The following is a 12,751-nucleotide window of genomic DNA, read 5'->3' as shown; positions in this document are numbered from 1 at the left end:
CATGTCGATACTGCAGGCCATCAGAATCTTCCTCTTTTACCTGCTGCTGGGCACCACCGCTCTGCTGTGGTGCAGCCTGAGCTTTTTTATCGCGCCCTTTCTGCCGTTCAAGGCGCGCTATCGCTTCATCAACGTGTACTGGTGTCGTTGCGCCTTGTGGTTGACCAAGGTGTTCCTCGGTATCCGTTACGAAATCAAAGGCGCGGAAAACGTGCCTGACCGGCCCTGCGTGATTCAATCGAACCACCAGAGCACCTGGGAGACGTTCTTTCTCTCCGCTTATTTCTCGCCCTTGAGCCAGGTGCTCAAGCGCGAATTGCTGTATGTGCCGTTCTTCGGCTGGGCGATGGCCATGCTGCGGCCGATCGCGATTGACCGCGACAACCCGAAAGCCGCCCTCAAGCAAGTCGCTGCGAAAGGTGACGAGCTGCTCAAGGACAATGTCTGGGTGCTGATCTTCCCTGAAGGCACTCGCGTTCCTCATGGCACCATCGGCAAGTTCTCCCGCAGTGGCAGTGCATTGGCAGTGAATGCTGCGCTTCCGGTACTGCCGATTGCGCACAATGCCGGCAAGTTCTGGCCGAAAATCGGTTGGGGTAAAAAGCCGGGCGTGATCACTGTGGTGATTGGTGAGCCGATGTACGCCGAGGGCAGTGGCCCCCGCTCCATCGCCGATCTGAATGATCGGGTGCAGGCGTGGAACGAGAAGACCCAACGGGAAATGGGCTCGCTGCCTCCGGCCCCTGAGGCACCGGCTGCGAACGATCAGATCGCTGTCTGAGATTTGTGGATAACCTGTGTACGGTTTGTTCGCAAAGTCCCTAATTATCTGATTAAGTTACTGATTTACTTATATATTTCCGAAGCTGATAAAACACCGTAAAAGGTGCATAAGTTTTTTTCGGAAGTAAGGAAACCGGCTGATATAGCCGGTTTTTTTATGCCTGCTCTTCGGCGATCAGCGGCAGCTCCAGGCGGAACGTCGTGCCTTGATCGACCACGCTCAGGCACTCGATCCGACCGCCATGGTGATCGACCACGGCTTTGACCATCGACAACCCCAGGCCCACGCCGTCGATGCCCTGTGCAGAAGAAAAGCGCCGGTACTGGCTGAACAGGTCGGGCAGCTCCTCTGCAGCGATGCCTTTGCCTTGATCGGTCAGTTCACAACGCAGCCAGTCGTCGTGGCAACTGACACGCAGATCGACGGTTGATCCGGCCGGGCTGTACTTGATTGCATTTTCCAGCAGGTTGAACAGTGCGCGGGTCAGCAAGCCCTGATCGGCCAGGATCAGGCGCTCGTGTGATTGTTCGTCCATGTCGCTCAAAAGCTCAATGCGTTTTTGCTGGGCGATGGGCAAGGCCTGATCCAGCACGTCCATGACCAGCATCCCGAACAGGCTCGGTTGAAACTGATACGTCTCGGATTCGGCCCGTGCCAGCAGAACGAAGCCGTCGGTGAGCTCCAGCGCCCGGCGTACCTGGCGCTCAATCTGTTCGAACAGCGGCGAATCCGTTCCCGTCTGATGCCGGTGTACCTCGAGCAGGGCAAGAATCGCCGAATGAGGGGCACGCAGGTCATGGGACAGAAAGCGCAGCAATACACCGCGCTGTTCCTCGGCGGCGCGTTCGGCGCTCAGGTCAGTGAGGCTCAGGAGCCAGCCGATCGGCAAGTCGCCATCGACCGGCAATAAAGCGGCGCGCTCCAGACGCAGGCTACGCTCCTTGTGGTCACGAAATTCCAGCAGAGGAAGCTCGGATAGCGGCGGACGCGACTCTGTGGACAACTCCGGATAGCCCAGGCTCGCGAGTTGATCGAGCACATCCTCGCCCACCAGATTGTGATCGAACAGGCTCCGGGCCTTGCGGTTGCCCAACAAGACTTGTCCCCATGGATCGCTGATCAGCGTTGCGACCGGCAGATACTCCAGCCCGTCGGCAATGAATCGGCGGGTATCGCGGGTGCGGCTCATGGCTTGCTCAAGCGCCATGATCTGCCCCTGCAAGCGGTCGGCGCTTGGAAACTGCGCCCGGCGCCGCTCGGGAAAGACTTTCGGTTCGCTGTCCAGCCGCGCCAGCTCCCAGCCGAAGTAGGTCAGTACCACACTCAGGCGTCGCCAGTTCCAGATCAGATAACCGAACAACATGCCCAGCACCGCAGGCGTGGGTGACCACCAACGCCGCATTTCAGCCAGGCCTGCACTGGTCAGCAGCACACAGGCCATCCCGCCCAATGTCAGCCAGAGTGCCAGACGCGGGCGCCACAGCAGCAACCCAAGTACGCACGCGACCAAGGCAACTGAAAGTCCCGCGCCCATCAACGGCGCCGGATCATGCAAATTGATCTGCGCACGCCAGGAAAGCAGTGCAGTCAGCGGCAACAGCACTAGACTTATCCACACCCACTCGCGCACCAGTTGCCGGAACAAGCGCTGAACCTGGCTGGGTACGCGGCTTTCATGTCGGCGCTGGTTATTCATGGGAAACAGGGCAGGGCGGGTTGAATGGTTTCATAGGCGGCCGGTCTGAGGACGTAGACCCGAAGAATCATAGCGACTCGCCCTATGGCGTGCCGCTTACTTTCACTGCATGGAGTGAGCCGATCCGGTCGGCACCCACCCGAGCGACAAGGAACCACCGCGTATGCGCGTTGCGATACTGGACGATGAACCCGCCGAACTGCGCCGGGTCGAGCAGACCCTGCAACAAATGGCCGAGGCCGGAGGACAGCCCTGGTCACTGCACAGCTTCGAAAGCGGTGAAGACCTGCTGCGACAATTGCGCCGGGAAACCTTCGACCTGCTGATCCTCGACTGGCAATTGCCCGACCTCACCGGCATGGCGCTGCTGCGCTGGACCCGCGAACACATGGAAGCCCCGCCAGCGGCCATCATGCTGACCAGCCGCGATGGTGAAAGCGACATCGTCCAGGCCCTGAATGCCGGGGCCGACGATTACGTCAGCAAGCCGTTTCGGCCCAATGAATTGAAAGCCCGGGTTGCAGCGGTACTGCGTCGGCACAGCCTGCAACGTAACGCCCCGGCCGAAATCCTGCGTTTCAATGACCTGGTGTTCGACGACGCCGAGCTGACCGTCACCCGCGACGGGAAACCGATCGTCATGACCGAGCGCGAGTATCGACTCGCTCACTGCCTGTTCAGCAATCTTGGCCGACCGCTTTCACGGGATTACCTGTACGAACGATTCTGGCCCCACGAAGAGATGTCCACATCGCGACCGCTGGACACCCATATCTATCGCCTGCGCAACAAGCTCGGGCTGACGGCGGATCGGGGTTGGCAGTTGCTGACGATTTATGGGTATGGGTATCGGTTGGAGAGTGTGGCGGCAGGGGAGTGAATCGCAGGCAATAAAAAAGGCCAACGCTTGTGCGTTGGCCTTTTCGTTAGCGCCGACCGGGATCAGAAATCCAGGTTGGAAACCGCCAGAGCGTTGCTCTCGATGAAGTCACGGCGAGGTTCGACCGCATCACCCATCAGGGTGTTGAAGATCTGGTCTGCGCCAATGGCGTCTTCGATAGTGACTTTCAGCATGCGGCGCACGCTTGGGTCCATGGTGGTTTCCCACAGCTGATCCGGGTTCATTTCGCCCAGACCTTTGTATCGCTGAATGGTGTGGCGCTTGGTACTTTCGGCCATCAGCCAGTCCAGGGCTTCCTTGAACTCGGTGACCGCTTTCTTGCGCTCGCCACGCTGGATGTACGCGCCTTCGTCGAGCAGGGTGCTCAGTTGAGCACCGAGGGTGACGACGGTCTTGTAATCGTTGCTGCCGAAGAAGTCGCGGTTGAAGGTGACGTAGTTCGACAGGCCGTGGGAGATCAGTTCGACCTCTGGCAGCCACACGCCACGTTCACGGTCTTCACGCAGGCTGGCCTTGTAGACCAGGCCCGACTTCTCGACGGTGCGCAGACGGACTTCGTACTGGGCCAGCCAGTCTTGCATCTTGGCGTGGTCGCCGAGCATTTCCAGGCTCACGGCCGGCAGGTAGATGAAGTGCTCGGTCAGCTCCTGCGGGTAAAGGCGCGACAGACGCTTGAGGGTCTTCATCACCATGCGGAAGTCGTTCACCAGTCGTTCCAGCGCTTCGCCGGAAATGCCTGGGGCGTCTTCGTTCAGGTGCAGGCTCGCATCTTCCAGGGCCGACTGCGTCATGTACTCTTCCATGGCGTCGTCGTCTTTGATGTATTGCTCTTGCTTGCCTTTCTTGACCTTGTACAGCGGCGGCTGGGCGATGTAGATGTAGCCGCGCTCGATCAGCTCAGGCAGCTGACGGAAGAAGAAGGTCAGCAGCAGGGTACGGATGTGCGAACCGTCGACGTCAGCATCGGTCATGATGATGATGTTGTGATAGCGCAACTTGTCGATGTTGTACTCTTCGCGACCGATACCGCAGCCCAGTGCGGTGATCAGGGTGCCCACTTCCTGGGACGAGATCATCTTGTCGAAACGGGCTTTCTCGACGTTGAGGATCTTGCCCTTCAGCGGCAGGATGGCCTGGGTCTTGCGGTTACGACCCTGCTTGGCAGAGCCGCCCGCGGAGTCACCTTCCACGAGGTACAGTTCGGACAGCGCCGGGTCTTTTTCCTGGCAGTCAGCGAGCTTGCCCGGCAGGCCGGCGATGTCCAGCGCGCCTTTGCGGCGGGTCATCTCACGGGCCTTGCGCGCCGCTTCACGGGCACGGGCGGCGTCGATCATCTTGCCGACAACCAGTTTGGCTTCGTTCGGGTTTTCCAGCAGGAAGTCGGAGAAGTACTTGCCCATTTCCTGTTCGACTGCGGTCTTCACTTCGGAAGACACCAGCTTGTCTTTGGTCTGGGAACTGAACTTCGGATCCGGCACCTTCACCGAGATGATCGCGGTCAGGCCTTCACGGGCATCGTCACCGGTGGTGGCGACTTTGTGCTTCTTCGCCAGACCTTCCTGCTCGATGTAGTTGTTCAGGTTACGCGTCAGTGCGGAACGGAAGCCCACCAGGTGGGTGCCGCCGTCGCGCTGCGGAATGTTGTTGGTGAAGCACAACAGGTTCTCGTTGAAACTGTCGTTCCACTGCAGGGCGATTTCCACGCCGATGCCGTCTTCACGCTGGATGTTGAAGTGGAACACCTGGTTGACCGCAGTCTTGTTGGTGTTCAGGTATTCAACGAACGCACGCAGGCCGCCTTCGTACTTGAACAGCTCTTCCTTTCCGCTGCGCTCATCCTTGAGGACGATGCCGACACCGGAGTTGAGGAAGGACAGTTCACGAATGCGCTTGGCCAGGATGTCCCAGCTGAAGTGAATGTTCTTGAAGGTTTCGCTGGAAGCCTTGAAGTGAATCTGGGTACCGGTGGTTTCGCTGTCGCCAACGATCGCCATCGGTGCCTGAGGCACGCCGTGAACGTAGGTCTGTTCCCAGATCTTGCCGCTGCGGCGAACGGTCAGTACCAGCTCTTCGGACAGCGCGTTCACTACCGAAACACCTACGCCGTGCAGACCGCCGGATACCTTGTAGGAGTTATCGTCGAACTTACCGCCAGCGTGGAGGACGGTCATGATGACCTCGGCGGCGGAAACGCCTTCCTCCTTGTGCACGTCTACCGGGATGCCACGGCCGTTGTCTTTAACGGTGATGGACTCATCCGGGTGGATGATGATGCTGATGTCGTCGCAGTGGCCGGCGAGGGCTTCGTCGATCGAGTTGTCGACCACCTCGAACACCATGTGGTGCAGACCGCTGCCATCGTCGGTGTCACCAATGTACATACCGGGACGTTTGCGCACGGCATCCAGGCCTTTCAGCACTTTAATGCTCGATGAGTCGTACGTATTTTCTTCGCTCAATGCCTTCACTCCCGATGGTCGTGGGTCTGGGTGATACGGCCCTGTTCCACGTGGAACAGAGCGACTGGCGTTTCCGTCTGCCAGCCTTCCCTCAATAATTCGTGATCTACACAGGTGATAAAGACCTGGCAGCGTAAGTCTTCCAGCAAGCGGCACAGCGCGCGACGGTGGCTCTCGTCCAGTTCGGACGGCAAGTCATCCACCAGATAAATACACTGGCCGCGTCGGGCCTGGCTCACCAGATGCCCCTGGGCAATCCGCAATGCACAGACCACCAACTTCTGCTGACCCCGGGACAAGATGTCCGCGGCATTGTGCGCGCCCAATCTAAGACGCAAGTCAGCCCGTTGTGGCCCGGCCTGGGTATGACCCATTTGCTGGTCCCGTTGCACGGATCCGGCGAGTACAGCGCTCAATTCCCGGTCCTTGTCCCAGCCTCGGTAATAGCTGAGCGTCAAACCTTCGAGCTCAACCAGTTCGCTCAAGGTTTGTTCAAAGACTGGTTTCAAGGCTTTGATGTAAGCGCGGCGGTATTCATCGATTTCAGCGCTGGCCTGGCACAGTTCCCTGTCCCAAACCGCTTGCGAAACGGCGTCAAGTGTACCATGCCGCAGCCAGGAGTTTCTCTGGCGCAAGGCCTTCTGCAAACGCTGCCAGGTGGCCATGAACCGCGGCTCGACGTGGAACACACCCCAGTCGAGGAACTGCCGGCGAATCTTCGGCGCGCCTTCCAGCAGGCGAAAGCTGTCGGGGTTGATCAACTGCAGCGGCAGGATTTCCGCCAGTTGTGCAGCGCTACGAGCATTCTGACCATCGATGCGAATCTGGAACTCGCCCTGACGGTCGCGGGATATCCCCAATGCGCTGTGGCCACCCTCGGCGAGTTCGACCTGACCGAATACGGTGCAAGCGAGTTGCTCATATTGGATGACCGGCAACAGTCGCGTGCTACGAAACGAACGGGCAAGCCCCAGCAGGTGAATGGCTTCCAGAACACTGGTTTTGCCGCTGCCGTTGGCGCCGTAAAGAATGTTGATTCGGGGGGAGGGGGAGAAGGTCACCGGGTGCAGATTGCGCACCGCGGTGACCGAGACGCGACTTAAAGACATCCAGAGTCAGCTGATTACAGACGCATCGGCATGACAACGTAAGCCGAATCGTCGTTGTCGGACTCTTGCACCAGCGCACTGCTGTTGGAGTCGGACAGAATCAGACGAACCTGCTCGGTAGTCATCACGCCCAGCACGTCGAGCAGATAGCTGACGTTGAAGCCGATTTCCAGGGAGCCGCCGTTGTATTCCACGCCTACTTCTTCTTCCGCTTCTTCCTGCTCCGGGTTGTTGGCCTGGATCTTCAACTGACCGCTGGCCAGTTGCAGACGGATACCGCGGTACTTCTCGTTGGACAGAATCGCGGTACGGCTGAACGCTTCGCGCAACGCCTGACGATCACCTAGTACCAGCTTGTCGCCGCCCTTCGGCAAAACGCGCTCGTAGTCCGGGAACTTGCCGTCGACCAGTTTCGAGGTGAAGGTGAATTCGCCGGTGGTCGCACGGATGTGGTGCTGGCCCAGGACGATGCTGACGTTACCGTCCGGCTCGGTGAGCAGACGTGCCAGTTCGAGAATGCCTTTACGCGGCACGATCACCTGATGGCGTTCCTGCTGACCGATGTCGGCCTGCATCGAGCACATGGCCAGACGGTGACCGTCGGTAGCCACGGCACGGATCACACCGGTCGACACTTCCAGCAACATACCATTGAGGTAGTAACGCACGTCCTGCTGGGCCATGGCGAAACTGGTGCGTTCGATCAGACGACGCAGCTTGCTCTGTTCCAGGCTGGTGGTCAGCGAACCCGGGCCTTCTTCCACAGTCGGGAAGTCATTGGCCGGCAGGGTCGACAGGGTGAAACGGCTACGGCCGGCTTTCACCACCAGCTTCTGCTCGTCGACCTTGATATCGATCAGCGCATCGTTCGGCAGGCTCTTGCAGATGTCCATCAGCTTGCGCGCCGGCACGGTGATGGAACCTGTTTCAGCCGGCTCCTCGAGTTGCACGCGACCGACCAGCTCGACTTCCAGGTCGGTACCGGTCAGCGACAGTTGCTGGCCATCGACAACCAGCAGCACGTTGGACAGTACCGGCAAGGTCTGTCGGCGCTCGACGACGCCTGCGACCAGTTGCAGGGGTTTCAACAGGGCTTCGCGTTGAATGGTGAAATGCATGGTCTAGTCCCTTGCCTTAATAAGCTGCGCTGGTGTTCATCAAGTGGTCAGTGTACGCAGCAGGTTCTTGTAGTCCTCGCGGATGTCCGCGTCGGATTCCTTAAGTTCGTTGATCTTGCGGCAGGCGTGCAACACGGTCGTGTGATCCCGGCCGCCAAACACATCGCCGATTTCCGGCAGGCTGTGGTTGGTCAGTTCCTTGGACAATGCCATGGCCACCTGACGCGGACGAGCGACCGAACGCGAACGGCGTTTGGACAGCAGGTCGGAGATCTTGATCTTGTAGTACTCGGCGACGGTGCGCTGAATGTTATCCACAGAGACCAGTTTGTCCTGCAACGCCAACAGGTCTTTCAGGGATTCGCGAATCAACTCGATGGTGATGTCGCGGCCCATGAAGTGCGAGTGGGCGATCACGCGTTTCAGCGCGCCTTCCAGTTCACGGACGTTGGAGCGAATGCGCTGGGCAATGAAGAACGCCGCATCGTGTGGCAACTCGACTTTGGCCTGGTCGGCCTTCTTCATCAAGATGGCGACGCGGGTTTCCAGCTCCGGCGGCTCGACGGCAACCGTCAGGCCCCAGCCAAAGCGGGATTTAAGGCGCTCTTCAAGGCCTTCGATTTCTTTCGGGTAGCGGTCACTGGTGAGAATGACCTGCTGACCACCTTCAAGCAGGGCGTTGAAGGTGTGGAAAAACTCTTCCTGGGAACGTTCCTTGCGGGCGAAGAACTGAATGTCGTCAATCAGCAGGGCGTCCACCGAACGGTAGAAACGCTTGAACTCGTTGATCGCGTTCAGTTGCAGTGCCTTGACCATGTCGGCAACGAAACGCTCGGAATGCAGGTACACGACCTTGGCATTCGGGTTCTTCTTTAAGAGATGGTTACCCACCGCGTGCATCAAGTGCGTCTTACCCAGACCTACGCCGCCATAAAGGAAGAGCGGGTTGTAGCCGTGCTTCGGGTTGTCTGCCACCTGCCAGGCCGCCGCACGGGCGAGCTGGTTGGATTTACCTTCGACAAAGTTTTCGAAGGTAAAGGTGCGGTTCAGGTAGCTGGTGTGCTTGAGCGCGCCTTCGACCTGCACGGTGCGCTGTTCTGCGCGAACCGGGGCCTGTTGCGAAGCGGCACCAGCCATCGGATCGAAGCTGTCGCGGGACGGCTCTTCACTGATCTCTTCTGTTTTCTGCGTTGTGCGCTTGGTCGGCGCAGGCGTCGGAGCTGGTGCTGGCGCACTGGCCGGCGCGGCATTGGCCTGAGCCTGGGACACTTGCGCAGCAGCCAACGGTGCGTTCGGTGCGGCACGAGGAGCCGAACTGCGCTTGCTGCCTATTAATAAGGAGAGCGACGGTGCGAGACCGTTGCCATGCTCATCCAGCAGTTCAAGGACGCGCCCCAGGTACTTTTCGTTGACCCAGTCCAGAACAAAACGGTTCGGTGCGTAGACGCGCAACTCGTCGCCTTCGGCTTCGACCTGTAGTGGACGGATCCAGGTGTTGAATTGTTGGGCAGGCAGCTCTTCGCGCAAAAGCTCCACGCACTGCTGCCAAAGTTCCACTGACACGGATATCCCCTAAGTTGAAAGCCGGTGAGGCAAAAACAAGCGGCCATTGTAGCGGCCAGTCGTCCACTTATCCACATGCAGGTTGCCCGGTGGACATGATTTATCAATGCGTTAAACGCGAAAAAGGCGACCGACGGTGTGTGCATAAGCTCTGTGGATAACCCTATCTGAGCACACTGGACAACTGGGGGCGAAAGTCGGTGGATAACCAGCCTGTGGATAAACACCTATTCCACACACAGGTTATCCGACAGCGCAGCACAGGCTGAACACGGTTTTCCACTGTAGTTGTCATTCTCTGTACATCGCTTGAAACAAGGCCTTGAGCCAGTTATCCACAGATAACTGTGTACCTAGCTTTTACAAGCTTTACAGAAAAGCTTTAAATAATTCCCTTCTTTATTTTTATCTTTGGCAAACCGGGTAAACAGGTCCTGGCGGCTCCGAAGATCTATTTATAAGGAAACGTTGGTTGGAAATTGACCTATTGGCTTGCTTTCTCTAGAATCCCCGGTCTCTTAAAACGGGGGCCATTCCGGCCCGTTGTGGACGAACCAGGTAACACGACATGAAACGTACTTTCCAACCAAGCACTATCAAACGCGCTCGTACCCACGGTTTCCGTGCTCGCATGGCTACCAAGAACGGTCGTGCCGTACTGTCGCGTCGTCGCGCCAAAGGCCGCGCACGTCTGGCAGTTTGATAATCCGGCACTGGAGGTGAGTCAGGACTTCAGTCGGGAAAAGCGTCTGCTTACTCCCCGGCATTTCAAGGCAGTCTTTGACTCCCCTACCGGCAAGGTTCCGGGGAAAAATCTCCTGCTCCTTGCGCGCAACAACGATCTCGATCACCCCCGTCTCGGGCTGGTTATCGGGAAAAAGAGCGTCAAGCTCTCCGTCGAGCGCAATCGCCTCAAACGTCTTATGCGCGAATCGTTTCGCCTGCACCAGGATTCACTGGTCGGCTGGGACATCGTTATCGTCGCGCGCAAAGGTTTGGGTGACGTAGAAAACCCCGAATTGATTCAGCATTTCGGCAAACTCTGGAAACGTCTGGCACGCAACAAGCCGGTACCAGCAGTCAAAACCGAAACTGTAGGGGTAGACAGTCCAGATGCGTAAACTGGCGCTCGTTCCGATCCAGTTTTATCGCTACGCCATTAGTCCCCTGATGGCCAGTCACTGTCGTTTCTACCCCAGTTGTTCTTGCTACGCGTATGAAGCCATCGAAAATCATGGCCTTCTGCGCGGTGGCTGGCTGACCTTTCGTCGTTTAGGTCGCTGTCATCCGTGGAATCCCGGTGGTTATGACCCGGTTCCACCTATCCCTACCTCCCGTTCTTCTTCGATGGCCGAGTAATCATGGATATCAAACGCACGATCCTGATCGTCGCCCTGGCAATCGTGTCCTACGTCATGGTCCTTAAATGGAACCAGGACTATGGCCAGGCTGCCCTGCCGACTCAGAATGTTGCTTCCAGTACGACTACATCCGGTTTGCCGGACACCGCCACTGGCAATAATGCTGCTGCCAGTGACGATATTCCGCGCGCCGCAAGCGATACCAGCGCACCTGCCGAAACGCCGGTCGCCGTCAGCAAGGATCTGATCCAGATCAAAACCGATGTGCTCGATCTCGCGATCGATCCACAAGGTGGCGATGTTGCCCAGCTGACCTTGCCGCTGTATCCACGTCGTCAGGATCGTCCGGACGTTCCGTTCCAGCTGTTCGACAACGGTGGCGAACGTACTTATCTGGCACAGAGCGGTCTGATTGGCACCAACGGTCCGGATGCAAACCCGGCCGGTCGTCCGGTCTACTCCTCGGAGAAGAAGACTTATCAACTGGCTGACGGTCAGGACCAACTGGTCGTCGACCTGAAGTTCAGCAAGGACGGCGTCAATTACATCAAGCGTTTCACCTTGAAACGTGGCCTGTATGACGTGACCGTGACCTATCTGATCGACAACCAGAGCGCTCAGCCTTGGTCCGGTTCGATGTTTGCTCAGCTGAAACGCGATGCCAGCGCTGATCCTTCGTCGACCACTGCTACCGGTACCGCGACTTACCTGGGCGCCGCCCTGTGGACAAGTTCCGAGCCGTACAAGAAAGTGTCCATGAAGGACATGGACAAAGCTCAGCTCAAGGAAACTGTCACCGGTGGTTGGGTAGCCTGGCTGCAACACTACTTCGTGACTGCATGGGTTGCTCCGAAGGGCGAAAACAACATCGTCCAGACCCGTAAAGACAGCAAAGGCAACTACATCATCGGTTACACCGGTCCTTCGCTGACCGCTGCACCGGGTGCGAAAGTCGAAACCAGCGCTGTTCTGTACGCCGGTCCGAAAAGCCAGGCTGTGCTGAAAGAGTTGTCCCCAGGTCTGGAACTGACTGTCGACTACGGCATTCTGTGGTTCATTGCCCAGCCAATCTTCTGGCTGCTGCAACATATCCACAGCATCGTCGGCAACTGGGGCTGGTCGATCATCTTCCTGACCATGCTGATCAAAGGGATCTTCTTCCCTCTGTCGGCCGCCAGCTACAAGTCGATGGCCCGCATGCGCGCCGTGGCTCCGAAACTGGCTGCACTGAAAGAGCAACATGGCGATGACCGGCAGAAAATGTCGCAAGCCATGATGGAGCTGTACAAGAAAGAGAAGATCAATCCGCTGGGCGGCTGCTTGCCGATCCTGGTGCAGATGCCGGTTTTCCTTTCCCTGTACTGGGTTCTGCTGGAAAGCGTGGAAATGCGCCAGGCGCCGTTCATGCTGTGGATTACCGACCTGTCGATCAAGGATCCGTTCTTCATCCTGCCGATCATCATGGGTGCGACCATGTTCATCCAGCAGCGTCTGAACCCTACACCTCCGGATCCGATGCAGGCCAAGGTGATGAAAATGATGCCAATCATCTTCACCTTCTTCTTCCTGTGGTTCCCGGCGGGTCTGGTGCTGTACTGGGTTGTGAACAACTGCCTGTCGATTGCCCAACAGTGGTACATCACGCGTAAGATCGAAGCGGCGACGAAAAAAGCCGAGGCGTAACTTACTCTGTGGATAACACCACTCAAAACGCCCCCTAGTGGGGCGTTTTGCTATCTGCCATTTTTGTCTGGATACCG

At 57.9% G+C, this 12,751-nt stretch carries 11 protein-coding genes; 6 read left to right on the top strand and 5 right to left on the bottom strand.

What is annotated here, in order from left to right:
- Position 1: 1 nt before the first annotated feature.
- Positions 2–781 carry a 1-acyl-sn-glycerol-3-phosphate acyltransferase gene (locus CAF74_RS24165; RefSeq protein WP_085748008.1) on the top strand — a complete coding sequence of 260 codons (780 nt, stop codon included), beginning with the start codon at positions 2–4 and terminating at the stop codon, positions 779–781.
- Positions 782–938: 157 nt separating this feature from the next.
- On the opposite strand, the gene CAF74_RS24160 is transcribed toward CAF74_RS24165, so the two are convergent.
- Entirely contained in the window at positions 939–2,480 is a 1,542-nt protein-coding gene (locus CAF74_RS24160) for a HAMP domain-containing sensor histidine kinase (protein ID WP_085748007.1), read from the bottom strand.
- A gap of 163 nt (positions 2,481–2,643) precedes the next feature.
- Between CAF74_RS24160 and CAF74_RS24155 the strand changes: the two genes are divergently transcribed.
- A complete protein-coding gene (locus CAF74_RS24155; protein ID WP_085748006.1) occupies positions 2,644–3,360 on the top strand; it encodes a response regulator transcription factor in 717 nt (238 codons plus the stop codon).
- 62 nt (positions 3,361–3,422) lie between these two features.
- Here CAF74_RS24155 and gyrB read toward each other — a convergent pair whose 3' ends face one another.
- Genes gyrB through dnaA form a run of 4 tightly spaced genes read right to left on the bottom strand, consistent with a single transcriptional unit; the run spans position 3,423 to position 9,630 of the window.
- The gene (gyrB, locus tag CAF74_RS24150) at positions 3,423–5,840 is read right to left on the bottom strand and encodes a DNA topoisomerase (ATP-hydrolyzing) subunit B (protein WP_011331734.1); all 2,418 of its coding nucleotides are present in this window, start codon (positions 5,838–5,840) and stop codon (positions 3,423–3,425) included.
- Between the two features lie 5 nt (positions 5,841–5,845).
- Entirely contained in the window at positions 5,846–6,949 is a 1,104-nt protein-coding gene (gene recF / locus CAF74_RS24145; protein WP_003220208.1) for a DNA replication/repair protein RecF, read from the bottom strand.
- A gap of 14 nt (positions 6,950–6,963) precedes the next feature.
- Positions 6,964–8,067 (bottom strand): DNA polymerase III subunit beta, encoded by a 1,104-nt coding sequence (dnaN, locus tag CAF74_RS24140; protein WP_007954131.1) that lies wholly within the window; start codon positions 8,065–8,067, stop codon positions 6,964–6,966.
- A 39-nt stretch (positions 8,068–8,106) separates the two neighbouring features.
- On the bottom strand, positions 8,107–9,630 hold the full coding sequence (gene dnaA, locus CAF74_RS24135) for a chromosomal replication initiator protein DnaA (protein WP_011331732.1): 1,524 nt from the start codon (positions 9,628–9,630) through the stop codon (positions 8,107–8,109).
- Between the two features lie 568 nt (positions 9,631–10,198).
- On the opposite strand from dnaA, the gene rpmH reads away from it, so the two are divergent.
- Genes rpmH through yidC form a run of 4 tightly spaced genes read left to right on the top strand, consistent with a single transcriptional unit; the run spans position 10,199 to position 12,674 of the window.
- Positions 10,199–10,333, top strand: a complete 135-nt coding sequence (gene rpmH / locus CAF74_RS24130) for a 50S ribosomal protein L34 (protein WP_003213577.1) — start codon at positions 10,199–10,201, stop codon at positions 10,331–10,333.
- Between the two features lie 16 nt (positions 10,334–10,349).
- Entirely contained in the window at positions 10,350–10,751 is a 402-nt protein-coding gene (gene rnpA / locus CAF74_RS24125; protein ID WP_011336726.1) for a ribonuclease P protein component, read from the top strand.
- On the top strand, positions 10,744–10,989 hold the full coding sequence (yidD, locus tag CAF74_RS24120) for a membrane protein insertion efficiency factor YidD (protein WP_010465488.1): 246 nt from the start codon (positions 10,744–10,746) through the stop codon (positions 10,987–10,989). The genes rnpA and yidD overlap by 8 nt, the downstream gene beginning before the upstream one ends.
- Before the next feature lie 2 nt (positions 10,990–10,991).
- Positions 10,992–12,674, top strand: a complete 1,683-nt coding sequence (gene yidC, locus CAF74_RS24115) for a membrane protein insertase YidC (RefSeq protein ID WP_085748005.1) — start codon at positions 10,992–10,994, stop codon at positions 12,672–12,674.
- Positions 12,675–12,751 lie beyond the last annotated feature (77 nt).

The sequence above is a fragment of the Pseudomonas sp. R45(2017) genome, assembly GCF_002112305.1.
In the GTDB taxonomy this organism is placed as follows: Bacteria; Pseudomonadota; Gammaproteobacteria; order Pseudomonadales; family Pseudomonadaceae; genus Aquipseudomonas; species Aquipseudomonas paraglycinae.
Note: the sequence above shows the minus strand (reverse complement) of the source record. Positions and strands in the feature narration are given on the sequence as shown.